Genomic DNA, 26,109 nt, shown 5'->3' with positions numbered 1-26,109 from the left:
CCGCACCCTCGTCCGGGAAGCGCCCAGCACGGATCGGCAGGCAGGGCAATCCCCCCGGGCGGGCCCGACGAACTCCCTGTGTACATGCCTACAGTGGGAGTTCGACGGCGGGGGACCAGGATCAGCAGCACTACACGGACTCGGATCGGATGGCTGGACAGCCTCCGAGGCGTCGCCATCCTCCTCGTCGTCCTGCTCCACGCGGGCGAGGCCCTCAGGATGGCAGTCGGCCCGACGCCCGGGCTCGACCACGTCAACCTCTTCCTCGAACCCTTCCGCATGCCCGTCCTCATGTTCCTCTCGGGCATCCTGCTGCCGCGGTCCGTGGCCAAGCCGGCGCGCGCCTACTTCGCCGGCAAGCTCTCCCTGGTGGCGTGGCCGTACCTCCTGTGGTCGCTGATCATCCTCGCCGCGACCGGGGGCCTCGGCGCGGGCGCCCTCGCGCAGATCCTCTATCTCTCGCCGACCTATCTCTGGTACCTGTGGTTCATCCTCGTCTTCTACGCCGCGGCCTACCCGCTGCGCCGCCTCCCCCCGGTGGCGGTCGCCGGCGCGAGCCTCGCCGCGTCGGTCGTGATGCCCGACGGCGGTCGTCTCGAGACGATGACGTTCCTCGCGGCGTTCTTCTTCTTCGGCGCCTGGTGCGCCCGGCATGCGGGGATGGTCGAACGGGCCATCGGCAGGCCCTGGGTCCTGGCCCTGGCAGCCGCCGCGGCGATCACGGTGGGCATCCTGAACCTCGACGGCAGGGACGTGCTCTACCGGGCAGAATTCGCCTGGGGCGTGGTGGGTGCGCTCGGCGTCGTGTGCTGGCTCTTCCCGCGACTCGGAGCCCATCGCGCGACGGCGGCCCTCGAGTTCGTCGGGCGCCACTCGATCGTCTTCTACGTGGTGCATCTCGGGCCCATCATGGGCACCCTCGCCCTCGCGGATGCCGCCGGAGTGGCAGGGACGTGGCTGCTGCCGGTGCTCCTGGTGGTGGGTGTCGGCGTGCCGCTGGGTCTGGCGTGGATGTACTCGACGAGGAAGCACGCCTCGGTGAACCTGCTGTTCGAGCTGCCGGCGCTCAAGCGCCGCCCTGTGGTGACGGTAGCGGCCGCGCGCCGGTCGGGGGCCTGAGCCCCGCTCCGGACCGGGTCAGGACGGTCGTGAGCAGGAGGTCCTTCGCCGGCCCGGTGACGTCCCAGGAATACAGCACCGTGTCGGGTGACGGCACGGCGAAGTCCACCCGGTAGGTGTCAGGGGTGCAGGGGTGCTCGTCGCGTGCATGGCCGCGGCTGAGGTCCAGACGGCACAGCACCCGCCCGTCCGGGAAGGTGACCACCATCCCGGCATCGCCGTCGCCGGCGTCGATGCGGTACGAGCGCGAGGCCGGGCCGCGGAAGTGGGGCCAGCTGACCGTGCCCTGCTCGTCCCAGCGCAGGCCGCCGCCCTCGGCCGTGAAGGTCGTGGTGCCCGTGAAGGTGCCCGTGACGCCGCCGGCCCGGTCCAGCAGGGTCCGCTCCGTCGCCCAGGCGCCCGTGAGGAAGCCGATCGGATCGTGGACGGGGACCGGTCCGGCGGGCATCGCAGCCGTCGGCGCATCGTGCTGCATCGGTCCTCCTCCGTGTCGGCTCCGCCCACGCTAGCGCGGCATCGGAGGCACTGCACCTTTGCCGCTGGCCTGCCATAATGTTAGGCTGCCTAACCATGAGCTCCGATACTCCGGACCCGCAGCTGCTGGCCCTCGCGCAGTCCTTCCGCACCACGCTGCGCCACACCGTCTTCCTGAGCCGTTCGATGGACATCGACGGGGACCTCACCGCCATGCAGATGAGCACCCTCGGCATGGCGGCGGAGGCCCCGCTCCGGGTGAGCCGGATCGCGGCGAATCTCGGCATCCGTGTCCCGTCGGCGACCGAGCAGATCATCAGGCTCGAACAGGCCGGCCTCGTCAGCCGGGGCCCGGACCCCAGCGACTCGCGTGCCGTCCTGGTGCAGCTCACCGACCAGGGCCGTGCCACCTGGGAGGAGGTCAGCCGGCGCCGCAACGCGCGCGTGGCGGCCCTCCTCGAGCGGCTCGACGACGGGGAGAGGGCCACGCTCGCCGCGGCCCTGCCGATCATCCGGAAGATCAATCACACCCTCGAGTAGGCGGGGCCCGACCGCGTCAGCCGGCGAGGATCGAGGCAGTCCCCTGGTCCTCCACGCCGCCGTAGTAGCGGTCCAGCACGGCCTGGAACCACGGCTCCTGGGGCGCGGCCCGGTTGAAGAGCGTCATGGAGGACTGCAGCTTGCGGGCGTCGATCCCGCCGAGCACCGCCACGGGGTCGCTGCCGTCCAGGGTGAGGAGGGCCTGGGTGCTCTCCATCAGCCGGGGCCCGAGCACGGGATGCGACAGGTAGGCCTGTGCCTCGTCGAGCGATGCGATGGCGTACCGGACCGCCGTCGAACTGCTCCCCAGCCCTGCGATCTGGGGGAAGACGAACCACATCCAGTGGCTCGTCTTGCGGCCCCGGTTCAGCTCGGCCAGGGCATCCGCGTAGGTGTCGTGGGCATCCTGCGCCGCGACGAATCGGGCCAGGTCATGGGGGTCCTCGGTCACTCGTGCCGCCTTCGGTCGGTTGTGGGGTTCTTCATCGGTAGCGAACACACCTGACATGGCTGCCGACGGTCGCTAGCGTTGAAGGATGTCGACAATCAATATCACTGAGGCAAGCTTCCCAGAAACCATCGAGGGCAACGACATCGTGTTCGTCGACTTCTGGGCCGAATGGTGTGGCCCGTGCAAGCAGTTCGCACCGGTGTACGACGCCGTGTCGCAGCAGCACGAGGACGTCACCTTCGCGAAGGTGGACACCGAGGCCGAGCAGTCCCTCGCCGCCGCCGCGGGCATCACGTCCATCCCCACGCTCATGGCATTCCGCGACAAGGTGCTCGTCTTCTCCCAGCCGGGTGCCCTGAACGCGACCCAGTTCGGCGAACTCGTCGACGCCGTGAAGGGCCTCGACATGAAGGCCGTGCACGAGCAGATCGCCCAGCAGCAGGCCGAGGGAACCCCGGCCGCCGACAGCCAGTAGTCGCCCAGGCAACAGAGAAGCCCCGCACTCCTTCGAGTGCGGGGCTTCGTCGTCCGTCGGTCCGGTCAGGTCCGGTCAGGCCCGGTCAGGCCCGGTCAGGCCCGGTCCGAGCGCACGACCTCCACCGGCCGGGCCAGCAGGGCGCTCAGCGATTCGCCGAGGTCCTGGATGGCGGGGCCGCGCAGGTGCTGGTCGAGGAGTTCGGTGGACTCCCACTGCTCGGTGAGGACGATGCGGTCCTGCTGGGCATCGGTGATCTCGTAACGGATGCACCCGGGCTCCTCCACCACCTGTTCGATGGCGATGCCGAGGGCGAGCTCCACACGGAAGAACTCGCCGTCGAGCGGGGTGAATACTGCGGTGACGTCTACGGGCTGGCTCATCCTCCAACCCTAGCGGTGGCACGCCTGTCCTTCGCATCGTGGCGTGGTCGTCCTCCGCAGACGTCGGCGGAGCCTCGCGACGCCGTCGTCAGCGCCGGGGCCAGCTCCGGCGTCAGCGCCGGCGGTGGTCCTCGGGCGAGAGCCGCGGTCCGAACGTCGGTTTGCGGAACCCGCTGGCATAGAGCGAGCGGACCACGCGCTGGCGCTGGCCCTTCCAGGGCTTCAGCAGCTCGATCATGCCGGCGTCATCGGTGCGCCGGCCGGTGAGCGCTGCGCCCACGTAGGCGGCGAGGTGGTAGTCGCCCACCGAGATGGAATCGGGGCAGCCGTGCGTCCGCTGCACCACTTCTGCCACCGTCCAGACCCCGATCCCCGACACGGACCGGAGTCCCGCACGGACGGCGTCGCCGCCGGGCAGCGACGCGAGGCGCTCCAGGCCGGTCGCCACGTGGGCGGCCTTGAGGAGGGTGGACGAGCGCTGCGCGTCGACCCCGGCCTTGTGCCAGTCCCAGGACGGGACCCGGCGCCACTGCTCGGCGGTCGGCGGGAGGCGGAGCGCGGCAGGCCCGACGCCGCCGGACCCGGGAGCGGCGTCCCCGTACCGGACCAGCAGGTAGCGCCAGGCCCGTTTGGCCTCGATGCCGGTCACCCTCTGCTCGAGGACGGCCCGCGCCACGGTGTCGAGCATGCGGCCCGACGACGGCAGCCGCAGCCCGGGCGTGAGGTACCGGCCCTTGCGGGCGAGGTCGGGCAGGGTGGCGCGGAACTCCGCTGCGTCGAAGGCGCTCCAGTCGTCGTCGGCGCCGAGCAGCCGGGGAAGGGATGCGAGCGCGCAGGCAGCCCCGGGCCCCCACGCCGTCGCCTGGACGCGGCTGTCGTTCAGCGACCCGCGCTGGCGCAGGGCCAGCGTGACCGGTCCGTCGGGGGTGCGGAACGCGAGCCAGTGATCGGGGCCCTGCACGATGAACGACGGGTCATGCGGCCCGCACTGCAGGGTGCCGATCGTCCTGGCCAGGCTGTACGGGCCGTCGGGCACCCACTCCGCGGCCTCGGCACCCGAGGGCACGACGACGGAAGCGGTGGTCATGGATCAATCGTCCCACGGCGCCCGGACGCTCCGGCTTCCGGCCGGTCCCGCGATCGCGGTGCGGCACAGTGCGGTCCGGTGCGGTCCGGTGCGGTCCGGTGCGGTCCGGTGCGGTCCGGTGCGGTCCGGTGCGGTCCCGCGCGCGGCGGCGAGGCGCGTCGGGGACGTCGGAGGGTGGGCGAGGCCACGGCGTGGACGGCCGGCTCAGCCCGCGATGGTGCGGGCGATCGTGTCGCCGAGCGACGCCGTGGTCCCGGTTCCGCCCAGGTCCCGCGTGAGCGTGTCCCCACCCGTGGCGAGCACCGACTCGATCGCGGAGAGTATGCATGCCGCGGCGTCCGCCTCCCCGAGGTGCTCGAGCATCATCGAGGCGCTCCAGATCTGGCCCACCGGGTTGGCGATACCCTGGCCCGCGATGTCCGGCGCGGAGCCGTGCACGGGTTCGAAGAGGCTGGGGAACGAGCGGTCGGGGTTGATGTTGCCGCTGGGGGCCACGCCGATGGTGCCGGTGCAGGCCGGCCCGAGGTCGGAGAGGATGTCGCCGAAGAGGTTGCTGGCCACGACGACGTCGAACCAGTCCGGGTGCAGCACGAAGTTGGCGCACAGGATGTCGATGTGGAACTTGTCCACGCGGACGTCGTCGTAGTCCGCCGCCATCGCCTCCACGCGCTCGTCCCAGTAGGGCATGGTGATCGAGATGCCGTTGCTCTTGGTCGCGGACGTCAGGTGCTTCTTCCCGCGCCGCCGCGCGAGCTCGAACGCGTACCGGAGGATGCGGTCCACGCCCGTGCGGGTCATCACCGTGTCCTGGATGACGGTCTCGCGGTCCGTCCCCTCGAACATCCGGCCGCCCACGCTCGAGTACTCGCCCTCGGTGTTCTCGCGGACCACGTAGAAGTCGACGTCGCCCGGCTTCCGCCCGGCGAGGGGGCTCGTGATCCCGGGCAGCAGGCGGACCGGGCGCAGGTTCACGTACTGGTCGAAGTGGCGCCGGAACTGCAGCAGGCTGCCCCACAGGGAGACGTGGTCGGGCACCACGTCGGGCCAGCCGACCGCGCCGAAGAAGATGGCATCGAAGGTGCGCAGTTCCTCGAACCAGCCGTCGGGGAGCATCTGCCCGTGCGCCACGTAGTACTCGGCGCTGGCGTAGTCGAACTCCACGGCGTCGACCGTGAAGCCGAATCTGTCCGCGGCCGCCCGGAGGGCCCTCAGTCCCTCCGGCACGACCTCCTTGCCGATGCCGTCCCCCGCGATGACCGCGATCCTGTACGTCCTGGTCATGTCCGGGTCTCCTTCGTCGGCGCGGTGCTGTCCCTCCCACCCTAGGCTCAGGCGTCGGGCGGCCGGTGCGCCGGGCGGTACGCGGGTGTCGCGATGTCCCGCGGCGTAACGGCGGCGCGGGGGTTGGGGGAGCCAGCCGGTAGCGTTGTGGTCATGAAGTACGCCAATTCCATCGTCGACCTGATCGGCAACACCCCGCTCGTCAGGCTCAACTCCGTCACCGACGGCATCAAAGCAACCGTCCTCGCGAAGGTCGAATACCTCAACCCCGGCGGGTCGGTGAAGGACCGCATCGCGGCGAAGATCATCGACGCCGCGGAGGCCGAGGGCAAGATCAAGCCCGGCGGCACCATCGTCGAACCGACCTCCGGCAACACCGGTGTCGGTCTCGCCCTCGTCGCCCAGCAGCGCGGCTACAAGTGCGTGTTCGTCGTCCCCGACAAGGTGGGCGAGGACAAGCGCAACGTCCTGAAGGCGTACGGCGCGGAGGTGGTGGTCACGCCGACCGCCGTGGCCCCCGACAGCCCGCAGTCCTACTACGGCGTCTCCGACCGCCTGGTCCGCGAGATCCCCGGAGCGTACAAGCCGGACCAGTTCTCCAACCCCAACGGTCCGCTCAGCCACTACGAGACCACCGGGCCCGAGATCTGGAACGACACCGACGGCACTCTGACGCACTTCGTCACCGGCGTCGGCACCGGCGGGACCATCACCGGTACGGGCCGGTACCTCAAGGAGGTCTCCGCCGACCGCGAGGGCGGACCCGTCCGCATCATCGGTGCGGACCCGGACGGTTCCATCTACTCCGGCGGCACCGGCCGCCCCTACTTCGTCGAGGGGGTCGGCGAGGACATGTGGCCGGACTCCTACGACCCTTCCGTCCCGGACGAGATCCTCGGCGTCACCGACGCCGAGAGCTTCGAGATGACCCGCCGCCTGGCCCGCGAGGAGGGCCTGCTGGTCGGCGGGTCCTGCGGCATGGCGGTGGTCGCTGCGCTGCGTGTCGCGAAGGACCTGTCGGAGGACGACGTCGTGGTGGTCCTCCTGCCCGATGGCGGCCGCGGCTACCTGGGCAAGATCTTCAACGACGACTGGATGAAGTCCTACGGCTTCATGGACAGCGGCGAGGACACGAGCGTCGGGGAGGTGCTGCGCTCCAAGAGCGGCGCCATGCCGGAGCTCGTGCACACACACCCCGCCGAGACGGTCCGCGATGTCATCTCGATCATGGACGAGTACGGCGTGTCCAGCATCCCTGTGCTGTCCCAGGAGCCTCCGGTGAAGATGGGCGAGGTCCTGGGCTCGATCGACGAGCGGTCCCTGACGGCGAAGATCTTCCACGGCGAGGCGAAGCTGACGGACAAGATCTCCCAGCACATGGAGCCGAAGCTGCCCCTCATCGGGTCCCTCGAATCCGTGGGGACGGCCCGCGAGAGGCTCCATGACAGCGACACGCTGATGGTGACCTTCGTCGGCGCGCCGGTGGGAATTCTGACGCGCCATGACTTGCTGACATACATGAGCAAGTAACCCCCGAACTCCAGGAGCATCGTGACGCACTCTGACGCCCAGGGCTTCAACACCCGGGCCATCCACGCAGGCCAGACCCCCGATCCCACCACCGGAGCGGTGATCCCGCCCCTGTACCAGACCACCACGTTCGCGCAGGACGGCATCGGCCAGCTGCGCAACGGCTACGAGTACGGCCGCGGCACCAACCCCACCCGGGACGCGCTGCAGGTCCAGATCGCGGCGCTGGAAGGGGGCAGGCACGCCTTCAGCTTCTCCTCGGGCCTCGCCGCCGAGGACGCCCTGATCCGCGCGGCACTGCGTCCGGGTGACCACATCGTGCTCGGCAACGACGCGTACGGCGGCACCTACCGCCTGATCGACCGCGTCCTGTCCGAGTGGGGCATCACGAACACCGCCGTGGACATGGCGGACGGCGCTGCCGTCCAGGCGGCGATCACCGCGAACAACACGAAGATGGTGTGGGTCGAGACGCCGTCGAACCCGATGATGAAGATCACCGACATCGCCGCCACGGCCCAGCTCGCGCACGAGGCCGGCGCCCTGCTCGTCGTCGACAACACGTTCGCGTCGCCGTACCTGCAGCAGCCGCTCGTGTTCGGGGCCGACGTCGTCGTGCATTCGACCACCAAGTACATCGGCGGGCACTCCGACGCCAGCGGCGGGGCCGTCGTGGTGGACGACGACGCGCTCGCCGAGAAGGTCGGGTTCGTGCAGTTCGCCGTCGGTGCCGTGTCAGCGCCCATGGAGGCCTGGCTGACCACGCGCGGCCTCAAGACCCTCGGCATCCGCATGGACCGCCATTCCTCGAACGCGACGGCGATCGCCCGCTGGCTGCAGGAGCAGGACGAGGTGGAGCGCGTGTTCTACCCCGGACTGCCGGAGCACCCCGGCCATGACCTCGCAGCAGCCCAGATGAAGGACTTCGGCGGCATGATCTCCGTGACCTTCAAGGGCGGGGCGGAGGCCGCGAAGAAGGTGGCCGAGTCCACGCACGTGTTCACGCTCGCGGAGTCCCTCGGCGGGATCGAGTCGCTCATGAACTACCCGAGCGACATGACGCACGCCTCCGTGAAGGGCACCGAACTGGCCGTGCCCGAGAACCTCATCCGGCTGTCGGTCGGCATCGAGGACATCGAGGATCTGCTCGGCGACCTCGAGCAGGCCATCGCAGCCCTCCGCTAGCCCGCGGGTGCGGAAGGCCCCTTCTCCGGAAGGGGCCTTCCGCATGTCCGGGGTCTGGTCCTGCGCGCTCCTCCTGCGGCGCCGCCGGTGTTACGGAGCGGTGTCCTCGGTGGCCCAGGCCTCCACGTAGAAGTCCGCGGAGCGCGAGTCCAGCAGATCCCCGTAGGGTCCGGGCTCCATGGCCTGCGCCGAACCATCCGGGACGGTCGGGGTGAAGACGGACACCCCGAGTCCTGCCTGCCGGTCCTTCAGGGTCAGGCCGGCCGCCTCCAGGACGGTCGGGTACAGGTTCAGCTGGTCCACGCCGGGGCGGAGCGCGCCGTCCCCGGCATCGCCCGTGGTGCCCGGTACCCAGATCCGGTTGAAGATGGTGCGGTTGGGATGATCGTCCAGCTGCTCGTGGAAGTCGTCGCTCGCATTCATGTGCTTGAGGTGGTCGCCCATGATCACCACGGCGGTGTCCTCGAGGTAACCCTTCTCCTCCATGTAGTCCACGAACCCGGCCACCTCGGTCATGGAACAGGCGAACACGGAGGTGAGCTCGTTCTGCGTATCCACCTGGCAGTAGTCGTAGACGTGGACCGGCTCGTGGGTGTCCAGTGTCAGGATGGAGAGATTGAACGGTTCACCGGTCGCCTCCGCCCCGGCGTGCAGCGCATCGATCTCCTCCCTGGCGCGGGCCAGGAGGCGCTGATCGCTCAGGCCCCAGTCGCTGCGGAAACTCGTCACGGGTTCACCGGCCGCGCGCCAGTGGGCGAGGTCCTTCACCGCGGAGTAGCCGTGGCTGCGGAGGAACGTCTCCTTCGCCGCGAAGGAGGCATTGGCGCCGCCCAGGAAGACGCTCGTGTACCCGTGCTCCTCCAGGACGTCGCCGAGGCACGTCGCTCCGCCCAGATAGGAGTCGGCGTCGTTGCCGAGCTCGTTGGGGGAGCCGCTGCTCGCAGCAGGGCCGCCGCCCTTCAACGGGAAGCCGCACTGGGTCGAGGCAAGGCCGGCCATGGTCCAGCCTCCACCCCTGTACTGCTGGAGATCGTCGATGCTCCGCCAGCCGTCCGCGGCCTTCGTGGCGTCCTTCAGGGATGCGAAGGCGTCCTTCTCGAAGAGCTGATCGTCGGCGAGGGTGGCTTCGCCCGACTCGAGGTAGATCAGCACCAGGTTGCGCTTCTGCTCATCGCTGGTGATGGTCGGGTCCACATGGTACTCACCGAGGTCGTACTCGGAATTCGCCGCCTTGATGTAGTCACGCATCCCCACCGCGCTGCCGAAGGCGGTGGTGCCGCCGACGACCACCGCGGCGACCAGGACCGTGGAGACGGTGCGCCCGACCCACGAGGAGCGTCGAGGGCGGGCGTCGTCGTCACGGCGCAGGTTCTCGCGCCGGTTGCCGCGTCGGGCGTGCTGCCCCAGCGCCACGCCGCCGGTGATGAGCAGAGGCAGGACGCCGACCAGGAGGATGCCGATCCAGACGAGCGATCCGCCCCCGCCGTCGGTCTCCACGGAGACGAGGTTGAGGAGCATCTGGTTGACGGAGATCTCGCCCCACTGGAAGCGGATGCCGACGGCGGCGAAGAGCAGCGCGAGTCCTGCCCAGAGCACCAGGTAGAGCAGGACGCGTGCCACGACGACACCGACCCGTCGGGCCACCTGAAGAATCGGGTCAGACATACGCCACCTCGCGTTCCAGATGCCCGCGTGTTCGCCGTACACCCTTGACATTGCACCCGGTCACGGGTCCAGAAAATCCTCGTATCGATACGCTACCCGTTCAACAGCAGTTCACCTGTAGGTAGCGAGCCGTTCACATGGTTTTCCCAGTTTCGACGGGCCGGCGCGGCGTCGTCGTGGGGCGGCCCGTCGTCGTTCCCGGCAGTGCGGCGGCGCTGCAGCAGATGCCCGGCGTGTCCTCCACACGGGTGCCGAAGGTGAGGACCGGGCACCACGGCGGGTGGCCTGGCTGTGGCTAGCGGGACCCCGGCAGCCGGAGGCGCTTCCTGGCCTTGGGCTGCGTCAGCTGGAAGTAGTCGCTGCTCTGCGGCAGCCACATGAGCAGGACGGCGACCAGCATCGCCCCCGCGACCAGCGACAGCCCGGGCGTTCCACGGACCACGATCGGGACGCCCGCGATGATGCCGATGGTGCTCAGCAGCTCACGGGCGCTCCTCCTGCCCCGGCGCAGCGGGAACAGGAGGAGCAGCTGCAGGACGGCGAGTGCCCCGAACAGTGCGCCGAGGCCGATGAACCCGGCGCGGTCGCCGTCCTGCACCGCGGACGACGTGATGAAGGTGCCCGCAGCGATGAGCAGCAGGACCGCGATCACGAGCCACAGCACGACGGCGGCGCGCAGGGTGAACGGCCGGGGCGGCAGGGGGTTCGCCACGGGACGTCCCTAGCCCCGCGGCGCGACGGTGCCGGTGCGGGTCCCGGTGTCGTAGGAGTAGACCTCGGTGCCACCGATCCAGACCTGCAGGGCGCGCTGCATGACGTCGAGCGGGTCGCCGCTCCACAGCACCAGGTCCGCGTCCTTGCCCACGGCGAGCGAGCCGAGACGGTCGGCCAGTCCGAGGACCTTCGCCGGGTTGATCGTGATGGAGCGCAGGGCCGTCTCGCGGTCGAGGCCCTCCTTGATGGCCAGGGTCGCCTGGTGCACGAGGAAGTTGATCGGGATGACCGGGTGATCGGTGATGATCGAGATCTCCACGCCGGCCTTCGCGAGCTTGCCGGGGTTCGCGATCGAACGCCCGCGCAGCTCCACCTTGGACTTCGTGGTGAAGAGGGGGCCGATCAGCACGGGGGTCCCGCGCTCCGCCAGGATGTCGCCGAGCAGGTGGGCCTCGGTGCCGTGATCCAGAACGAGGTCGTACCCGAACTCGTCGGCGATCCGGATCGCGGTGGCGATGTCGTCGGCCCTGTGTGCGTGCTGGCGCCAGGGGATCTCGCGCCGCAGCACCATGGCGAGCGCCTCGAGGTGCGGGTCGCGTGCGTTCTCGTCGGCCTTGCCCATGTAGTTCTGGGCCTTCATGAACGCCTCGCGGATGACGAGCGCGGTGCCGAGGCGCGTCGACGGCGTCTTGTCCTTCCCGCCGTACACGCGCTTGGGGTTCTCGCCCAGCGCCGACTTCAGGCCGCTGGGGGAGCGCAGCACCATCTCCTCGAGGTACCGGCCGTGCGTGTGGAGGGCGACGGCGAGCCCGCCGATCGGGTTGCCGGACCCCGGGTTCACGTTCACGGTGGTCACACCGCCCGCGAGGGCGTCGTCGAACCCCGGGTCGAAGGGGTTGATGGCGTCGATCGCGCGGACACCGGCGGTGTTCGGGTTGGTCATCTCGTTGGTGTCGTCGCCCGCGGAGCCCTCGCCCTCCTCGTGCGTCCCCAGGTGCACGTGGGCATCGACGAAGCCGGGCAGCAGCCACTTGCCGGCCGCGTCGACGACGGTCGCGCCGTCGGGCACGGAGACGGACGCGCCGAGGGCAATGATGCGGCCGTCCTCGATGACGACGGTGCCGTCGAAGGGTTCGCCGTCGATCGGGACGACGTGCGCGTTGGTGATGGCCGTGACGGGGGCGGTGTTTCCGCTGGAGTGCGACATCGGGAGTGAGACCTTTCACAGGGGGTCGGGTGATTTCCACCCTATCGGCAGGCGGGCGGCCCGCCGGGGCGTGCCTACACTGGATGAGCCGTTCGTCGGGCTTCCCGGACCGGTCCCAGCACCCGATCCCTCGGAGGAGAAGAATGAGCCAGCGCAGTGCTCCAGTGTCGGCGAGAAACCGGGCGCTGGGCCTGGTGGCCGCAGTGGTGGTGGCCGGAGTCCTGGCGGCCTGGGCCTTCGCCTGGGCGGACTTCATCGGCCTCGACTTCCGCGTGTACCGCATGGGCGGGCAGTCCGTGGTCGACGCCGACGGGTCGCTGTATTCGCGCTCCTTCGGCGAAGGCGAAGGATCCCTGCTCTTCACGTATCCCCCGTTCGCCGCGCTCGTCTTCACCGTGCTGACGGTGGTGAGCGCGGAGACCGGGGCGGCGCTCTTCGTCGCCCTGTCCGTCCTCATCGCGGCTGCGACGTCGCTGCTCATCACCCGCTACCTCGGCGGCTTCAGCGCCGTCCGCGACGTGCTCCGCCACCCGACCGCCCTGCCGCTGGCGATCGCCGGGACCGGCCTCGTGTGCCTGCTGGGGCCGTGGCGGGAGACCATGGCGTTCTCGCAGGTCAACATCGTGCTGTTCGCCATGATCGCCGCCGACCTCCTCTCGGGGCCGCACCGCCGCCTGCCGACCGGCCTGCTCACCGGCATCGCCGCCGGCATCAAGCTGACGCCGCTGGTCTTCGGCCTGTACTTCCTCGTCCGCGGCGAATGGAAGCAGCTGTTCACCATGGCGGGCGGCTTCTTCGGGACCATCGCCCTCGGATTCCTCCTCCTGCCGCGCGAATCCATGACCTACTGGCTGCAGATGCTGCGGGACACCGGGCGCATCGGCGGCGAGGGGTACGTGGACAACCTCTCGGTCCGCGGGACCATCCTCCACTTCCTGGGCCCCGAGTTCCCCTCCACCATCCCGTGGCTGGTCGTCTCCCTCCTGCTCGTCGCCGCGACCGCGTACGTCATCCGCTCCTCGAGACACCACGGTGACCGTTTCCTGCCGATCGCGATGACCTCGCTGCTCATGCTCCTCATCTCGCCGATCTCGTGGTCCCACCACTGGGTCTGGATCGTCATCGTGCTCGCGGTCCTCGCCGGCCAGGCGGCCGGGCTCCCCGCGGTCCTGTCTGCCTACCGGACGACGGCGGCGATCCTCGTCGTCGTGACCCTCCCCGTCTTCATCTACTCGCCGAAGACGATCGGCCTGCTGTTCGGGGCCGAGGACCTCGATTCGCAGCTCACCACGGGCTGGCTCATGGCCTCCAGCGCCGGCGTGTTCTGCGCGCTCGCGATCACCGTCTTCTGGGTCCTCCTGTCCCGCGCCCGGCGGTCCCTGAACGCGCCCATATCGAGCAGCGCGCCGGGCAGCCCTGCTCACGGCAGCCGTGAGCAGGGCATCGCCGGCACCGGGGCGGACCACCCCGCGCCCACGGCCGACGACGCCGTCCCGAACCCCACGCACCGCTGATGGCACCGGCGGCGCGGCGTACCCTCGCGGCTCCCGTCGGGCGCCTGCGCCTCGTTGCCGCATACGCCGTCGCGCTGGTCCTGCCCCTGCTGCTCGAGGCGGCCGTGTTCAGGGCGGGCGGTTCCCTGCTCGCGGTCGACGTCCTCTTCCAGCTCGCCTGCGTCATCGCCGTCGCGCTGATCGGCGGCCTCTGGCCGGCCCTCCTGGGCGCGCTGTGGAGCAGCATCATCCTGAACTACACGTCGACCGAGCCGTTCGGATCCCTCGAGATCGCGGACGCCGAGAACCTCGCCACGGTGCTGATCTTCATCGCCGTCGCGGTGACCGTCTCCCTCGTGGTGGGGCTGTCCGCGCAGCGATCCCGCGAGGCGGCGCTGGCCCAGCAGGAAGCGGCGCTGCTCGGAGCGCTGGCCCGCGGCGCGCTCGCGGAGGAGGACACGCTGCAGGGCTTCCTGCGGCACGTCCAGACCCAGTTCGACGTCGACGCCGTCGCCCTGTTCGACCGGGCAGCGGCCCCGACCGACGCCTCCGGGGACCCGGGCGCCACGACAAGCCCCGGCGTGGAGCGGACGGCGCTGGCGGTCCGCGACGCCCGCGACCCCGGGCCGGACCAGCGCGGCGTGGCGCGGGAGGGGCGCGGCGGAGCGGACGCCTGGACACCGGAGGGGGCGACCACCGTCGAGCCGGTGGACGGCGACGTCACGCTGGCCCTCTACGGCCACCAGCTGTCGGCGCGCGAGCGCGGCCTCCTCACCGCGTTCGCCGGGCAGCTGCGGTCCATGCTCCAGCGGCAGGAACTGATCAGGAGTACACGCACCAACCGGCGGCTGATCGAGGGCAATGTCATGCGCACGGCGATCCTGCGATCGGTGTCCCACGACCTCCGCACGCCCCTGACCGGCATCAAACTGGCGGTCAGCAGCCTCCGGCACTCCGAGCTCAGCTTCACCCGGGAGGAGGAGGACGAGCTGCTGGAGACGATCGAGGACTACTCCGACCGGCTGGATGCACTCGTGAACAACCTCCTCGACATGTCGCGCATCACCGGCGACGCCGTGAACGCGCTGCTGCGCCCGCTCCGGTGGATCGACGTCGTCGGGCCCGCCCTCGCGGGCGTCCCCGCGGACCGCGTGCACGTCGCCATCCCGCCGAACCTCCCCGCGATCGAGGCGGATCCGGGACTGCTGGAGCGCGTGCTCGCGAACATCGTGGAGAACGCGGTGAAGTACGCTCCGGGGTCGCCCATCGAGGTGACGGCGTCGGTCGGCGGGACCGGCAGGGCGCTCATCAACGGTTTCCCCGCCAGCGAGCTGCGCGTGATCGACCACGGGCGCGGCGTGTCGCGGGACGACGTCGCCGCCATGTTCCGTCCGTTCCAGCGCCTCGACGACGCTCCGTCGGGTGCCGGCGTGGGGCTCGGGCTCGCGGTCGCGAAGGGTTTCACCGAGGTGATGGGCGGCGTGCTCGACGCCGAACAGACGCCGGGCGGCGGCCTGACCCTCGTGATCCGCCTGCCCATCTCGACGGGGGCGGCGGAGCTGTGACGCGCGTGCTGGTGGTCGACGACGAACCGCAGCTCCTCCGGGCGCTCGAGATCAACCTCCGCGCCTACGGCTACCAGTGCGTGACGGCCGTCGACGGCGAGACCGCGCTCGCCGCCGCCGCCGAGCACCACCCGGACATCATCGTGCTGGACCTGGGCCTGCCGGACCTCGACGGCGTGGACGTCATCCGGCGGATCCGCGGGTGGTCGCAGGTCCACATCATCGTGCTGTCGGCGCGGCACGGATCGCAGGACAAGGTGGACGCGCTCGACGCGGGTGCCGACGACTACGTGACGAAGCCCTTCGGCCTCGACGAACTGCTGGCCCGGCTCCGCGTCGCGGCCCGGCGGTCGGCGATCGCGGCGGAGGCCCCGGTCATCGTGACCCCCGACTTCACCCTCGACGCCGGTGCACGCCGCGTGGTCAGGGACGGCAAGGACGTCCGGCTGACACCCACCGAGTGGAAGATCGTCGACCGGCTGATCAGTCATCCCGGCCGGCTCGTGTCGCAGCAGCAACTGCTCCTGGACGTCTGGGGTCCGGCCTACGCGAAGGACGTGCAGTACCTCCGCGTGTACCTGGCGCAGCTGCGCAAGAAGCTCGAGCCGGACCCCGGTACGCCCCGCTACTTCCTCACGGAGAGCGGGATGGGGTACCGGTTCGAGCCGTGAGCGCCGTGTCCGCCGACAGTCCCGGAGTCACCCGGACGCGACCTAGGATGGTGGCCATGACCTCCGGTACCCTCCTCGCGGTGTGCCGCGTCCACGGACTCCTGCCCACGAGGGACTCCACGGGCGTCACCGCGATCGACAAACGGGCCGTCGTCGGGCCCGTGGACGTCCACCCGCTGGGACTCACGGGGGACATCCAGGCCAGCCGCAAGCATCACGGCGGGCCCACGAAGGCCCTCTACGCCTACTCGCAGGAGGACGCCGACTTCTGGGCTGCGCAGCTGGGGCGGGACGTCACCCCGGGCCTCTTCGGCGAGAATCTCCGCGTCGCCGGGATCGACGCCTCCAACGCGGTCATCGGGGAACGCTGGAGCGTGGGGGAGCAGGTGGTCCTCGAGGTCACCATGCCGCGGACGCCGTGCGTGAACTTCGCGCGGTACCTCGGGGAGAAGTCCTGGGTGAAGCGCTTCAGTGAGGCCAACCGCGTGGGGACCTACCTGCGCGTGGTCGTGAAGGGCAGCATCACGGCCGGAGATGCGATCCGGATCAGCAGCGTCCCGGACCACGGCGTCACGGCAGCCCAGGTGTACGCCGGCCTCGACGAGACACGCGCCCTGGCGCTCCTCGATGCCGCAGCCCGGGGAGCCCTGACGCTCACCCCGCAGGTGCGCAAGGCCGCCCTGCACGCCCGGAAGGTCGCGGCGCCGGCCTGACGTGCCGAACGTCACCCGGCCGCCGTCGCCCTTCTGGCTCGGGGCGACGCGGGTGTGCCGTAGACTGGGAACATCCCCCACACCGGTATTCCCTTTATGTCCGCCCTCTCGGGCCGGATTGGTTGTGTTGGGGCTCGGAGCACAGGCTCGCGAGCAGATTCATCAGGGAGCGCCGGCTAGAAGAAACGTCACACGTCACTGCTGAGAGAGCAGGGAGAACCGTGTGACCGGAGTTCGGCGCCGGGATTGAAACAGTGCCGGATTCCTACGTTCATTCGGCACTGCGGGCTCCATCCTGCCAGGGCCGTCCGGCACCTACCTGGAGGATTATTTCCCGTGCCTGAAAACCTGTCCGAACAGATCACCGACTCCACGCCCGTCACCGACGAGACCGCGACGGCCCCCGCCGCGCCGGCCGAGGACGACGCCGCCGAGGTCCGCTTCACCGACCTGAACCTGGACCACCGCGTCCTCGCCGCCCTGACCGACGTCGGCTACGAGAAGCCCTCACCCATCCAGGCAGCGACCATCCCCGCCCTGCTCGAGGGCCGCGACGTCGTCGGCCTCGCCCAGACCGGCACCGGCAAGACCGCCGCGTTCGCCATCCCCGCGCTGTCGAAGATGGCCGAGCTCGCCGACGTCAACGGCGGCCCTAGCAAGAACACGCAGGTCCTGGTCCTCGCACCGACCCGCGAACTCGCGCTGCAGGTCGCGGAGGCCTTCACCTCCTACGCCAAGCACATGGAGGGCTTCACCGTCCTCCCCGTCTACGGCGGATCGCCCTACGGCCCCCAGCTGGCCGGGCTCCGCCGCGGCGCGCAGGTCGTCGTCGGCACCCCCGGGCGCGTCATCGACCACATCTCCAAGGGCTCGCTCGATCTGTCCAACCTCGAGTACGTGGTGCTCGACGAGGCCGACGAGATGCTGCGCATGGGCTTCGCCGAGGACGTGGAGCAGATCCTCTCCTCCACCCCGGCCGAGAAGCAGGTTGCCCTGTTCTCCGCGACGATGCCCCCGGCCATCCGCCGCATCGCCAAGAAGTACCTGAACGACCCCGCCGAGATCTCGGTCAAGGGCAAGACGACGACGGGCACCAACACGCGTCAGCGCTTCCTGCAGGTCATGGGCCCGCACAAGCTGGACGCGATGACCCGCATCCTCGAGGTGGAGGACTACGACGGCATCATCGCCTTCGTCCGCACCAAGATGGCGACCGAAGACCTGGCGGACAAGTTGCGTTCACGGGGCTTCTCGGCCGCAGCCATCAACGGAGACATCCCCCAGCAGCAGCGCGAGCGCACCGTCGAGGCGCTGCGCGACGGCAAGATCGACATCCTCGTCGCCACGGACGTCGCCGCCCGTGGCCTGGACGTGGAGCGCATCTCGCTCGTCGTGAACTACGACATCCCGCACGACACCGAGTCCTACGTGCACCGCATCGGCCGCACCGGCCGTGCAGGCCGTTCGGGCGACGCGATCCTCTTCATCACCCCCCGTGAGAAGTACCTGCTCCGTTCGATCGAGAAGGCCACGCGCCAGCCGGTCGAGCAGATGCAGCTGCCCTCCACGGAGAAGATCAACGAGCTGCGCCTGAACAAGTTCGCGGAGAAGATCACCACGACGCTGGCCACCGAGGACGTCTCGCTGTTCCGCGACCTGATCGCGAACTACGAGGTCGAGCACGACGTGCCGGCCGCCGAGATCGCCGCAGCCCTCGCCATCATGGCGCAGGGCGGCCAGCCCGTCCTGGTCCAGGACATCCCGGTGGCTCCTGCCGGCCAGCGCGAGCGCGCCGACGGCCGCAAGGACGCCTTCGGGTCCCGTGGCCCCACGCGCACGCTCACCGAGGGCAACGCCACCTACCGCATCGCGGTGGGCCGTCGCCAGCGCGTGATGCCGGGCTCGATCGTCGGGGCCATCGCGAACGAGGGCGGCCTGTCCTCCTCGCAGATCGGCGGCATCGACATCCGTGCGGACCACAGCCTCGTGGAACTGCCCGCCGATCTCTCCAAGGACCAGCTGCGGGCGCTCTCCAAGACGCGCATCGGCGGCGAGCTGATCCACCTGGAGCTCGACAAGGGCCGCAAGCCCGCGGGCAACCGTGGTGCGGGCGAGTTCAAGAAGCCCTTCAAGAAGGACTACCCGAAGCGCGACGGCGACACCCGTTTCTCGGGCGACGCCAACCGCAAGCCACGCCAGGCCAAGGGCGCCGGCGCCGGGGCAGGACGCCCCAGCACGCAGTCCGAGCAGTGGTAGGGCCTAGCTGACGGACCCATCGGACCCGTGCCTGCACGGGTCCGATGCGGAATCCGGTGGCCGCCGATCGGGGTGGCCGCCGATTTCGCACCAGCGGCGGGGAACTGGTAAAGTTTCTTGCTGTTGCCCCCCTAGCTCAGTGGTAGAGCGCGTTCTTGGTAAGAACGAGGTCACCGGATCGATTCCGGTGGGGGGCTCGCAAATGAGGGGGCCCGTGACGATCATTTGATCGGTGCGGGCAGACTCATTTGGGGCGGTGTAGCTCAGCTGGTTAGAGCGCACGACTCATAATCGTGAGGTCGTGGGATCGAGTCCCACCACCGCTACAGGAGAAACCACGGAAGGCCCCGGAGCTTCGGCTCCGGGGCCTTCTCTGTGCCCGGATTCGTCGTCCTCCCTGTTCCCGGACGTGCGCTCGCCGTGTAGCCCCGGCTGGGGTCTGCCGGGGCTGGTACTACGGTGACCTGGTGAGACTTCTCGGACGCATCGCCGCTGCTGCACTCTCCGTTCCGGTGCTCGTGGCCTGCGCGCCGCAGACCGACGTCGCCGGCTTCCCTGCGGGCGCCCCGCTGGACTACCAGCTCGGCGGCGCCTACGAACCGCCGGCGGGAGTGGGGGTCGTGGTGCGGGATGCCTCCGACGATCCGGCGGACGGCCTGTATTCGATCTGCTACCTCAACGCGTTCCAGACGCAGCCGGGGGAGTTGTCCGCCTGGCGTGCCGAGGGCCTGGTCCTCGAGGTCGACGGTGTGCCGCTCGCAGACCAGGACTGGCCCGACGAGTACCTCCTCGACACCTCGACGGACGCCGGGCGCGGGGCGATCGCCGAGCGGATCGGGAAGGGCCTGGAGTCCTGCGCCGATCGCGGGTTCGACGCCGTCGAGCTGGACAATCTGGACTCGTACGTCCGGTCGGAAGGGCGCCTGACCCTGGCGGACAACCTGGAGCTGGCGACGACGCTGGCCGGGCGGGCGGACGATCTCGGCCTCCTGGTCGGGCAGAAGAACGCGGCCGAGGAATCAGCAGCACTCGAGGCGGCCGGGTTCGACTTCGCCGTCGCCGAGCAGTGCGTCGAGTTCGAGGAATGCGGTGCGTACACGGACGTCTACGGGCAGGCCGTCCTGGCGATCGAGTACCCGGCGGAGTCCGGCGACGCAGACCCCTGTGCCGCGCCGGACCGGCCGGAGTCGACGGTGCTCCGCGACAGGAACCTGGTGACGCCGGGAGATCCCGGCTACCTCTACCGGGACTGCTGACTGTCCGGGTCCGACCTGCCGCGTTCTTGACGCGGGTGCCGTGTGCACCGGCCCGCGACCGGGAGGGGCAGCCGACCCACGGCGCGGTGTCAGTCGCCCTTGACGTTGATGATCTGACGGAGCGTGTGGCGCACGTCCACGAGCTCCCTGGCGTCCTGCATGACCACGTCGATGTCCTTGTAGGCGGCCGGGATCTCGTCGAGGAACGCCGGGGTGTCCCGGTACTCGATGCCGCGCATGGCCGCCCGGAGCTGGTCCTGGCTGAACGTCCTGCGCGCCGCGGTGCGGGAGTATCCGCGTCCGGCGCCGTGGGGCGCCGAGTCCATGGCCTCCCTGCTGCCCCGACCCGTCACCACGTAGGAGCGTGTGCCCATCGAGCCGGGGATCAGGCCGGGACGCCCCGGGTCCGCGGCGATCGCACCCTTGCGGGAGAGCCAGACGTCCTTGCCGTAGTGGGTCTCCCGCTGCGTGTAGTTGTGGTGGCAGTTGATGCGCTCCCGCTCCTGCACCGGTGTGCCGACCCAGTCCGTGAACCGGCGGACCACGCGATCCATCATCTCCTCGCGGTTGAGCAGGGCGAACCTCTGCGCCCACAGCAGCTCGGCGAGGTAGCGGTCGAACTCCGGCGTGCCCTCCTCCAGGTACGCGAGATCCTGGTGCGGCAGGCTGACGGACCGCCGTGCACAGTAGTCCTGCGCGGCGCGGATGTGGCGCAGCGCGATGCGGTTGCCGATGCCCCGGGACCCGGAGTGGAGGAAGAGCCAGACGTCGTCCTGCTCGTCGAGCGACACCTCGATGAAGTGGTTGCCCGAACCGAGCGTGCCGAGCTGCAGGCGCCAGTCCTTCACGTAGCTCGCCGGGTCGAAGCCCGCGGACCGCGCGCCGCGCTCGAGGTCGTCGACGCGCGGCTGGGCCGAGGCGCCCACCCGCTTGTTGTTGTTGCCCGCGGAGAGGGGTACGGCCCGTTCGATCGCCTCGCGCAGGCGACGGCGGTCCAGGTGGGCGATGTCACCGGCGGTGAGGTCGGTCCGCACCGCGACCATCCCGCAGCCGATGTCCACGCCGACGGCCGCCGGGATGATCGCCCCGAGTGTCGGCAGGACCGAGCCGACGGCGCAGCCCTTGCCCAGATGGGCGTCGGGCATGGAGGCGAAGTGCGGGTACACGAACGGCATGGAACTGGTCATCCTGTTCTGTGCCAGGGTCGCGTCGTCGATGATGCTCGCGAAATTGACGTAGCTTTCGCTGATCCAGTCCATCCCCCGAGGCTATCGAGGAGTCGGGCGGACCGTCACGGCGTGTGCCGCCCGGCCACGGCCTTGCACCCGCCTCAGCGGAGCCGTACCGCCTGGAGGACGGCGTCCCTGATGGTCACGTCACGGCCGTCCGGGGTGCGCTGGGTCCTCGGGCGGGATTCGCAGGCCCGGATGTCCCAGGAGTCGTCGAGCAGGGCGGCGATCTGCTGCGGGGTGTAGAAGAGCTCGGCGTGCGGCGGCCGTCCGACTCCGGCGTGCCGGTCCGAGGGGTCGTGGGCGACGATCAGGAGGGTGCCGCCGATGCCCACGAGCGTCGCCAGCTGCTTGAAGATCCGCGAACGGTCCGGATCGGGCAGGTGCATGAACTGGATGGACACGAGGTCCTGTCCGCCCGGGAGCTCCGGCGAGGCCAGCAGGTCCACGTGCCGCCACTCGAGGCGATCGGTGATCGGCTCCTCGAGCGCCTCGGCGTGGGTCCTGGCACGGGAGAGGGCCACCTCGGAGACGTCGACGCCGAGGACGGTCCATCCCCGGGAGGCGAGCCAGACGGCGTCGGCTCCCTCCCCGCAGCCGACGTCGAGCGCCCGGCCCGGCGACAGGTCCTGCGCCGCGGCGACGAGCTGCCGGTTCGGGTCGCCGCTCCAGATCCTCGATGCATGCTGCCGGTAGCGGTCGTCCCAGAACTCCTGAGTGTACTCAACCGACACGGCGTACCTCTTCCCGACGCTTCGACCCGGCGGGCGCGGAGGCGCCCATGGCCGGACCATCATCCAGCCCGTGGCGCCGGACACCAAGCACGCGCTCGGAGACGCCGGCCTCCGACGACGCCGAGAAGGGTCCGCGGTAGCCGTCGAGGGCCCAGGCGGTCTCCTCCGCGACCAGGTCGGCGTTGATCGCCGCACCCGCCATGGTGCCCTCGGCCGCAGCGACGACGACCTGCGCGGAGAGATTCGAGACGTTGCCCGCGACGTACACCCCGGGTACCGCGGTGGAGCCCATCGGACCGGGGGCGATCGAGTGGCCCATGCCGGACGGATGATCCTGCGGAGCGAGGCCCAGCGGTTCGACCAGGTCACCGCGGGCTTCCATCCGCGTCCCGACGGCGAGGGCATCCAGGCCGAAGACCGTACCGCCCCGCAGCGTCACCCCGGTCAGGGCGCCGTCCACCTGGTCGACGGAGGCGACGGCACCGTCCACCACGCGGACCGACCGGGCGGCCAGCGTGTCCCACTCCTCGTCCGTCGGAATCACCGTGTCGTCGAGGAACAGCGTGATGTGCTCCGACCACTGCCGGAACAGGAGCGTCTGGTGGATGGACATCGGTCCGGTCCCGAGGACGCCGATGCGCTGTCCTCGGATCTCGTACCCGTGGCAGTACGGGCAATGCACGACGCCCGCACCCCACTGCTCGCGCAGACCGGGAATCGCCGGCAGCCCGTCCGCGAGGCCCGTGGCGAGGAGCAGGCGCCGCCCGACGACGCCGCGCCCGTCCGCCAGTGCCACGGCGAAGCCGTCGGTGACGCGCCGGACGTGCACGGCCTCGGCCCGGACGAGTGTCGCGCCGTACCTCTCGGCATCGGCGCGGCCGGCGTCGAGCAGCGCGGCGGGGCTCATGCCCTCGCGGGCGAGGAAGCCGTGGACGCCCCGGGCGGGTGCGTTGCGCGGCTGCCCGGCATCGAGGACGACGACGGAGCGGAGGGCGCGTCCCAGCGTGACGGCCGCGCTCAGGCCCGCGGGTCCGCCGCCGATGACGACGACGTCGTACCGCTCCTGCAGGGTGTGATCGGTGAGTGGCATCGTGGTTCTCCTTCTGGTGTGCCGATGTCCTCCAGCATCGGACGACTACCGCCCGGAGTGCAAACTTCTTTGCTGGTATGGCAAAATCGGGTCATGACCGCAGATCTCGACGCGGTGCTCGACGCCGTCGGCCCCCGCCTCCGTGCCCTTCGGGCGCACCGCAATCTCACACTCGGGGACGTGTCCTCGGCGTCCGGCATCTCCGTGAGCACGCTGTCGCGGCTCGAATCCGGCCGGCGGCGCCCGAACCTCGAGATCCTCCTGCCCATCGCCCAGGTGTACGGGGTGCCGCTCGACGATCTCGTGGGAGCCCCGCCGACCGGCGACCCCCGCATCCACCTGCGTCCCGTCGAGTACCACGGCGTCACCGCCATCCCCCTCACACGCCGCCCCGGCGGCATGCAGGCGTTCAAGATGGTGCTCGACGGTGATGCGCGCGGCACCGAACCGGATCCGCAGGTCCACGAGGGCTACGAATGGCTGTACATCCTCAACGGCTCCCTCCGCCTCGTCCTCGGCGACAACGACTTCGTGCTCGGAGCGGGCGAGGCCGCCGAGTTCGACACCCGCACCCCCCACTGGTTCGCCAGTGCCGACGGGAAGCCCGTGGAGCTCATCAGTCTCTTCGGCCAGCAGGGCGAGCGGATGCACGTCAGGGCCCGACCGAAGCGGACCTAGCCCCGGCGCGGTGTCGTCCAGGCGGGTCATTACTCAGCTTGCTTATGATCCGGCGTGTTCCTAGGCTGGACGTGGTACGACAGCCACGCTCTACGCAAGGGAGAACAGCATGTCCGAACACGACATTTCCGGCAAGAAGGTCGCATTCCTGCTGACGGACGGGGTGGAGCAGATCGAGCTCACGAGCCCCTGGAACGCGGTCAAGGAGGCGGGCGGAGTCCCCACCCTGGTCTCGCCGAGAACCGGCACCCTCCAGGGCTTCGACGGCATGGACAAGGGTGACACCTTCGAGGTGGACCTCGCCGTGGCCGATGCGAAGGCCGACGACTACGACGCACTCGTCCTGCCCGGCGGCGTGGTGAACGCGGACTTCCTGCGCGTCGACAAGGGTGCCCAGGCGTTCACCCGTGCGTTCTTCGAGCAGCACAAGCCCGTCGCGTCCATCTGCCACGGCCCCTGGCTGCTGATCGACGCCGGCGTGGTGAGCGGCCGGGACCTGACGTCCTACCACACGCTCGCGACCGACCTGAAGAACGCGGGGGCCAACTGGAGCGACGAGGAGGTCGTGGTGGACCAGGGACTGGTCACGAGCCGCACCCCGGACGACCTCGAGGCGTTCAACGACAAGCTCCTCGAGGAGATCGAGGAAGGCCCCCACGAGGGCCAGACCCCGTAACCCGGACACGCACCCGAACACCCCTGCAGGGTCCGCCGTCCGGCGGGCCCTGCCGTGTCGTCAGGGGGCCGGGGGGGTTCCGGAATCGTGACGGTCATGGTCAAGTCCTGGCCGATACGACAGGATCGGAGCATGACCGACCTCCCCTTCCCCGTCCGGCCCATGCTCGCCAGGGCCGTCGCTGCCGTCCCCGAGCCGGACAGCGTGCCCGGCGGCCTCGTGTACGAGCCCAAGTGGGACGGCTTCCGGGCGATCGTGAGGATCGCGGACGGCACCTGCGAGATCGGCAGCCGGGGTTCGAAGATGCTCACCCGGTACTTCCCGGAACTCGTCGACGCACTGCTCGAGAACCTCCCCGAGCGCTGCGTGGTGGACGGCGAGATCGTCGTGCGGAAGGGGGACCCCGGGGCGGAGCGGCTCGACTGGGACGCCCTGTCGCAGCGGATCCACCCGGCGGAGAGCCGGGTGCGGCTCCTGGCGGAACAGACGCCGTCGTCGTTCATCGCCTTCGACCTCCTCGCCCTGGACGGGGCCGACCTGACGGGCGTCCCGTTCGACGAGCGCCGGAAGGCCCTGGAGGAGCTCGGGGCGTCCTTCGCGGAGCCGGTCCATCTCTCGCAGGTCACGCGCGACGTCGGGCTCGCGCGCCGTTGGCTCGTGGAGTTCGAAGGCGCGGGTCTCGACGGCGTCGTCGCGAAGCCGCTGGCCGCCGCCTACGAACCGAACAGACGGCGCATGCTCAAGGTGAAGCACCACCGCAGCGCGGACACCGTGGTGCTGGGCTACCGGATCCACACGTCGGGGCAGGGGGTGGGGTCGCTGCTGCTCGGTCTCCACGACGACGACGGCACGCTGCGGAACGTGGGCGGCATCTCCGCGTTCTCGGCCGCGCGTCGGCTGGAGCTGGTCGACGAGCTGGAGCAGGACGTGATGCGCGACGACGACGGCGCGGCGGAACTGGGTGCGACCGAGCGTAGCCGGTTCGCCTCGGCGAAGGACGTCTCCTACATCCGGCTCCATCCGCGACGCGTGGTCGAGGTGCGGTACGACCAGATGGAGGGCGACCGCTTCCGCCACACCGTCCAGTTCGAACGGTGGCGGCCGGACCGGGAGGCCCGCTCCTGCACCTTCGACCAGCTCGACCTCCCGGCGGCCTACGACCTCAGCCGGGTCCTGGCGGGCGGGACCGCGTCTCCGGGGTGACCCCCGGCAGCTCAGTACCGCTCCGGTTCCTCGCCCAGTTCGAAGTGGCGGCCATGGATGTAGGTGGGCGTGATCTCCACGTAGGTGTACTTCCGTGTCGGGATCCAGGGCTTGAGCGGTAGCGTGTCCGCCTCGTCCACCTCGGACTGCGCCACGATCACCCGGGCCGTGCCCTTGAGCACCACGCTCCACGCCTCGTCGTCGTTCACCTCGTCCACCTCGAAGGCGACGCGTTCGTTCACCGTGAGTTCAGCCAGCTTCGTCCCCGGATTCGTCCGCATGAACAGTGTTCCGTTGTGCGCCACGAAGTTGAGCGGATAGATGTCCGGCTCGCCCAGCACGCTCACGGCGAGGCGACCGTACTCGGAGCGTTTCAGCATGTCCCATGCTTCGTCTTCGGACAGGACGGTTCCGGGTCGTTCGTCACTTTCCAT

General features: G+C 70.1%; 26 protein-coding genes and 2 tRNA genes. 16 read left to right on the top strand and 12 right to left on the bottom strand.

From position 1 onward, the window contains the following. Positions 1-84: 84 nt before the first annotated feature. A complete protein-coding gene (locus MWM45_RS14095) occupies positions 85-1,119 on the top strand; it encodes an acyltransferase family protein (RefSeq protein ID WP_247826978.1) in 1,035 nt (344 codons plus the stop codon). On the opposite strand, the gene MWM45_RS14090 is transcribed toward MWM45_RS14095, so the two are convergent. After that, positions 1,067-1,594 carry a DUF6314 family protein gene (locus MWM45_RS14090; RefSeq protein WP_247826977.1) on the bottom strand — a complete coding sequence of 176 codons (528 nt, stop codon included), beginning with the start codon at positions 1,592-1,594 and terminating at the stop codon, positions 1,067-1,069. The two genes, MWM45_RS14095 and MWM45_RS14090, sit on opposite strands and share 53 nt — an antisense overlap. 95 nt (positions 1,595-1,689) lie before the next feature. Between MWM45_RS14090 and MWM45_RS14085 the strand changes: the two genes are divergently transcribed. After that, the gene (locus MWM45_RS14085) at positions 1,690-2,133 is read left to right on the top strand and encodes a MarR family winged helix-turn-helix transcriptional regulator (RefSeq protein WP_247826976.1); all 444 of its coding nucleotides are present in this window, start codon (positions 1,690-1,692) and stop codon (positions 2,131-2,133) included. A gap of 16 nt (positions 2,134-2,149) precedes the next feature. Here MWM45_RS14085 and MWM45_RS14080 read toward each other — a convergent pair whose 3' ends face one another. Then, positions 2,150-2,584: a DUF1810 domain-containing protein gene (locus MWM45_RS14080; RefSeq protein WP_247826975.1), complete on the bottom strand. Its 435-nt coding sequence runs from the start codon at positions 2,582-2,584 to the stop codon at positions 2,150-2,152. 85 nt (positions 2,585-2,669) lie between these two features. Here MWM45_RS14080 and trxA point away from each other — a divergent pair, with 85 nt between their 5' ends. Continuing rightward, on the top strand, positions 2,670-3,059 hold the full coding sequence (gene trxA, locus MWM45_RS14075; protein ID WP_043440465.1) for a thioredoxin: 390 nt from the start codon (positions 2,670-2,672) through the stop codon (positions 3,057-3,059). 95 nt (positions 3,060-3,154) lie between these two features. Here the strand turns inward: trxA and MWM45_RS14070 are convergent, their stop codons facing one another. The 3 genes from MWM45_RS14070 to MWM45_RS14060 all read right to left on the bottom strand — a co-directional run bounded on the left by MWM45_RS14070 (position 3,155) and on the right by MWM45_RS14060 (position 5,810). Next, a complete protein-coding gene (locus MWM45_RS14070; RefSeq protein ID WP_043440467.1) occupies positions 3,155-3,442 on the bottom strand; it encodes a putative quinol monooxygenase in 288 nt (95 codons plus the stop codon). 112 nt (positions 3,443-3,554) lie between these two features. Then, on the bottom strand, positions 3,555-4,529 hold the full coding sequence (locus MWM45_RS14065; RefSeq protein WP_247826974.1) for a DNA-3-methyladenine glycosylase family protein: 975 nt from the start codon (positions 4,527-4,529) through the stop codon (positions 3,555-3,557). Positions 4,530-4,733: 204 nt separating this feature from the next. Next, a complete protein-coding gene (locus MWM45_RS14060; protein WP_247826973.1) occupies positions 4,734-5,810 on the bottom strand; it encodes a tartrate dehydrogenase in 1,077 nt (358 codons plus the stop codon). A 153-nt stretch (positions 5,811-5,963) separates the two neighbouring features. Here MWM45_RS14060 and MWM45_RS14055 point away from each other — a divergent pair, with 153 nt between their 5' ends. Next, entirely contained in the window at positions 5,964-7,340 is a 1,377-nt protein-coding gene (locus MWM45_RS14055) for a cystathionine beta-synthase (RefSeq protein ID WP_247826972.1), read from the top strand. 21 nt (positions 7,341-7,361) lie between these two features. Next, positions 7,362-8,525, top strand: a complete 1,164-nt coding sequence (locus MWM45_RS14050) for a cystathionine gamma-synthase (RefSeq protein ID WP_247826971.1) — start codon at positions 7,362-7,364, stop codon at positions 8,523-8,525. A gap of 90 nt (positions 8,526-8,615) precedes the next feature. On the opposite strand, the gene MWM45_RS14045 is transcribed toward MWM45_RS14050, so the two are convergent. From MWM45_RS14045 to MWM45_RS14035, 3 genes are all read right to left on the bottom strand, one after another. Further along, positions 8,616-10,190 (bottom strand): LTA synthase family protein, encoded by a 1,575-nt coding sequence (locus MWM45_RS14045; protein WP_247826970.1) that lies wholly within the window; start codon positions 10,188-10,190, stop codon positions 8,616-8,618. A 295-nt stretch (positions 10,191-10,485) separates the two neighbouring features. Beyond that, complete coding sequence (locus MWM45_RS14040; RefSeq protein WP_247826969.1) at positions 10,486-10,902, bottom strand: hypothetical protein; 417 nt, start codon at positions 10,900-10,902, stop codon at positions 10,486-10,488. 9 nt (positions 10,903-10,911) lie between these two features. Beyond that, the gene (locus MWM45_RS14035; protein WP_247826968.1) at positions 10,912-12,111 is read right to left on the bottom strand and encodes an amidohydrolase; all 1,200 of its coding nucleotides are present in this window, start codon (positions 12,109-12,111) and stop codon (positions 10,912-10,914) included. Between the two features lie 143 nt (positions 12,112-12,254). On the opposite strand from MWM45_RS14035, the gene MWM45_RS14030 reads away from it, so the two are divergent. From MWM45_RS14030 to MWM45_RS13995, 8 genes are all read left to right on the top strand, one after another. After that, positions 12,255-13,625: a glycosyltransferase 87 family protein gene (locus MWM45_RS14030; RefSeq protein WP_247826967.1), complete on the top strand. Its 1,371-nt coding sequence runs from the start codon at positions 12,255-12,257 to the stop codon at positions 13,623-13,625. Continuing rightward, on the top strand, positions 13,625-15,169 hold the full coding sequence (locus MWM45_RS14025; RefSeq protein ID WP_247826966.1) for a sensor histidine kinase: 1,545 nt from the start codon (positions 13,625-13,627) through the stop codon (positions 15,167-15,169). The genes MWM45_RS14030 and MWM45_RS14025 overlap by 1 nt, the downstream gene beginning before the upstream one ends. Further along, a complete protein-coding gene (locus tag MWM45_RS14020; protein WP_043440482.1) occupies positions 15,166-15,840 on the top strand; it encodes a response regulator in 675 nt (224 codons plus the stop codon). The genes MWM45_RS14025 and MWM45_RS14020 overlap by 4 nt, the downstream gene beginning before the upstream one ends. A gap of 56 nt (positions 15,841-15,896) precedes the next feature. Then, positions 15,897-16,553, top strand: a complete 657-nt coding sequence (locus tag MWM45_RS14015) for an MOSC domain-containing protein (protein ID WP_247826965.1) — start codon at positions 15,897-15,899, stop codon at positions 16,551-16,553. A 336-nt stretch (positions 16,554-16,889) separates the two neighbouring features. After that, positions 16,890-18,809: a DEAD/DEAH box helicase gene (locus MWM45_RS14010; RefSeq protein ID WP_247826964.1), complete on the top strand. Its 1,920-nt coding sequence runs from the start codon at positions 16,890-16,892 to the stop codon at positions 18,807-18,809. Between the two features lie 125 nt (positions 18,810-18,934). Continuing rightward, positions 18,935-19,006, top strand: a tRNA-Thr gene (locus MWM45_RS14005). Positions 19,007-19,061: 55 nt separating this feature from the next. Beyond that, positions 19,062-19,135 (top strand) — tRNA-Met (locus MWM45_RS14000). Positions 19,136-19,276: 141 nt separating this feature from the next. Further along, on the top strand, positions 19,277-20,065 hold the full coding sequence (locus tag MWM45_RS13995) for an endo alpha-1,4 polygalactosaminidase (protein WP_247826963.1): 789 nt from the start codon (positions 19,277-19,279) through the stop codon (positions 20,063-20,065). An 89-nt stretch (positions 20,066-20,154) separates the two neighbouring features. Here the strand turns inward: MWM45_RS13995 and MWM45_RS13990 are convergent, their stop codons facing one another. The 3 genes from MWM45_RS13990 to MWM45_RS13980 form a co-directional block, all read right to left on the bottom strand. Next, complete coding sequence (locus MWM45_RS13990) at positions 20,155-21,324, bottom strand: RtcB family protein (protein ID WP_247826962.1); 1,170 nt, start codon at positions 21,322-21,324, stop codon at positions 20,155-20,157. A gap of 71 nt (positions 21,325-21,395) precedes the next feature. After that, a complete protein-coding gene (locus MWM45_RS13985) occupies positions 21,396-22,028 on the bottom strand; it encodes a class I SAM-dependent methyltransferase (RefSeq protein ID WP_247826961.1) in 633 nt (210 codons plus the stop codon). Then, positions 22,018-23,118 (bottom strand): NAD(P)/FAD-dependent oxidoreductase, encoded by a 1,101-nt coding sequence (locus MWM45_RS13980; RefSeq protein ID WP_247826960.1) that lies wholly within the window; start codon positions 23,116-23,118, stop codon positions 22,018-22,020. Before MWM45_RS13980 ends, MWM45_RS13985 begins: the two co-directional genes overlap by 11 nt. Before the next feature lie 93 nt (positions 23,119-23,211). On the opposite strand from MWM45_RS13980, the gene MWM45_RS13975 reads away from it, so the two are divergent. From MWM45_RS13975 to MWM45_RS13965, 3 genes are all read left to right on the top strand, one after another. Further along, complete coding sequence (locus MWM45_RS13975; protein ID WP_247826959.1) at positions 23,212-23,796, top strand: helix-turn-helix domain-containing protein; 585 nt, start codon at positions 23,212-23,214, stop codon at positions 23,794-23,796. 109 nt (positions 23,797-23,905) lie between these two features. Beyond that, the gene (locus tag MWM45_RS13970) at positions 23,906-24,472 is read left to right on the top strand and encodes a type 1 glutamine amidotransferase domain-containing protein (RefSeq protein WP_247826958.1); all 567 of its coding nucleotides are present in this window, start codon (positions 23,906-23,908) and stop codon (positions 24,470-24,472) included. 132 nt (positions 24,473-24,604) lie between these two features. Further along, positions 24,605-25,675: an ATP-dependent DNA ligase gene (locus tag MWM45_RS13965; protein WP_247826957.1), complete on the top strand. Its 1,071-nt coding sequence runs from the start codon at positions 24,605-24,607 to the stop codon at positions 25,673-25,675. Positions 25,676-25,686: 11 nt separating this feature from the next. Here MWM45_RS13965 and MWM45_RS13960 read toward each other — a convergent pair whose 3' ends face one another. Continuing rightward, positions 25,687-26,109, bottom strand: a complete 423-nt coding sequence (locus MWM45_RS13960; RefSeq protein ID WP_247826956.1) for a pyridoxamine 5'-phosphate oxidase family protein — start codon at positions 26,107-26,109, stop codon at positions 25,687-25,689.

The sequence above is a fragment of the Arthrobacter antioxidans genome, assembly GCF_023100725.1.
GTDB lineage: Bacteria > Actinomycetota > Actinomycetes > Actinomycetales > Micrococcaceae > Arthrobacter_D > Arthrobacter_D antioxidans.
Note: the sequence above shows the minus strand (reverse complement) of the source record. Positions and strands in the feature narration are given on the sequence as shown.

Coding starts and splice junctions, on each gene's coding strand:
- MWM45_RS13980 (WP_247826960.1), bottom strand. CDS start 23,118: ATGCCACTCACCGATCACACCCTGCAGGAGCGGTACGACGTCGTCGTC.
- MWM45_RS14065 (WP_247826974.1), bottom strand. CDS start 4,529: ATGACCACCGCTTCCGTCGTCGTGCCCTCGGGTGCCGAGGCCGCGGAG.
- MWM45_RS14095 (WP_247826978.1), top strand. CDS start 85: ATGCCTACAGTGGGAGTTCGACGGCGGGGGACCAGGATCAGCAGCACT.
- trxA (WP_043440465.1), top strand. CDS start 2,670: ATGTCGACAATCAATATCACTGAGGCAAGCTTCCCAGAAACCATCGAG.
- MWM45_RS13990 (WP_247826962.1), bottom strand. CDS start 21,324: ATGGACTGGATCAGCGAAAGCTACGTCAATTTCGCGAGCATCATCGAC.
- MWM45_RS13960 (WP_247826956.1), bottom strand. CDS start 26,109: ATGGAAAGTGACGAACGACCCGGAACCGTCCTGTCCGAAGACGAAGCA.
- MWM45_RS13975 (WP_247826959.1), top strand. CDS start 23,212: ATGACCGCAGATCTCGACGCGGTGCTCGACGCCGTCGGCCCCCGCCTC.
- MWM45_RS14030 (WP_247826967.1), top strand. CDS start 12,255: ATGAGCCAGCGCAGTGCTCCAGTGTCGGCGAGAAACCGGGCGCTGGGC.
- MWM45_RS14045 (WP_247826970.1), bottom strand. CDS start 10,190: ATGTCTGACCCGATTCTTCAGGTGGCCCGACGGGTCGGTGTCGTCGTG.
- MWM45_RS14055 (WP_247826972.1), top strand. CDS start 5,964: ATGAAGTACGCCAATTCCATCGTCGACCTGATCGGCAACACCCCGCTC.
- MWM45_RS14070 (WP_043440467.1), bottom strand. CDS start 3,442: ATGAGCCAGCCCGTAGACGTCACCGCAGTATTCACCCCGCTCGACGGC.
- MWM45_RS14025 (WP_247826966.1), top strand. CDS start 13,625: ATGGCACCGGCGGCGCGGCGTACCCTCGCGGCTCCCGTCGGGCGCCTG.
- MWM45_RS13965 (WP_247826957.1), top strand. CDS start 24,605: ATGACCGACCTCCCCTTCCCCGTCCGGCCCATGCTCGCCAGGGCCGTC.
- MWM45_RS14090 (WP_247826977.1), bottom strand. CDS start 1,594: ATGCAGCACGATGCGCCGACGGCTGCGATGCCCGCCGGACCGGTCCCC.
- MWM45_RS14060 (WP_247826973.1), bottom strand. CDS start 5,810: ATGACCAGGACGTACAGGATCGCGGTCATCGCGGGGGACGGCATCGGC.
- MWM45_RS14035 (WP_247826968.1), bottom strand. CDS start 12,111: ATGTCGCACTCCAGCGGAAACACCGCCCCCGTCACGGCCATCACCAAC.
- MWM45_RS14015 (WP_247826965.1), top strand. CDS start 15,897: ATGACCTCCGGTACCCTCCTCGCGGTGTGCCGCGTCCACGGACTCCTG.
- MWM45_RS14085 (WP_247826976.1), top strand. CDS start 1,690: ATGAGCTCCGATACTCCGGACCCGCAGCTGCTGGCCCTCGCGCAGTCC.
- MWM45_RS13970 (WP_247826958.1), top strand. CDS start 23,906: ATGTCCGAACACGACATTTCCGGCAAGAAGGTCGCATTCCTGCTGACG.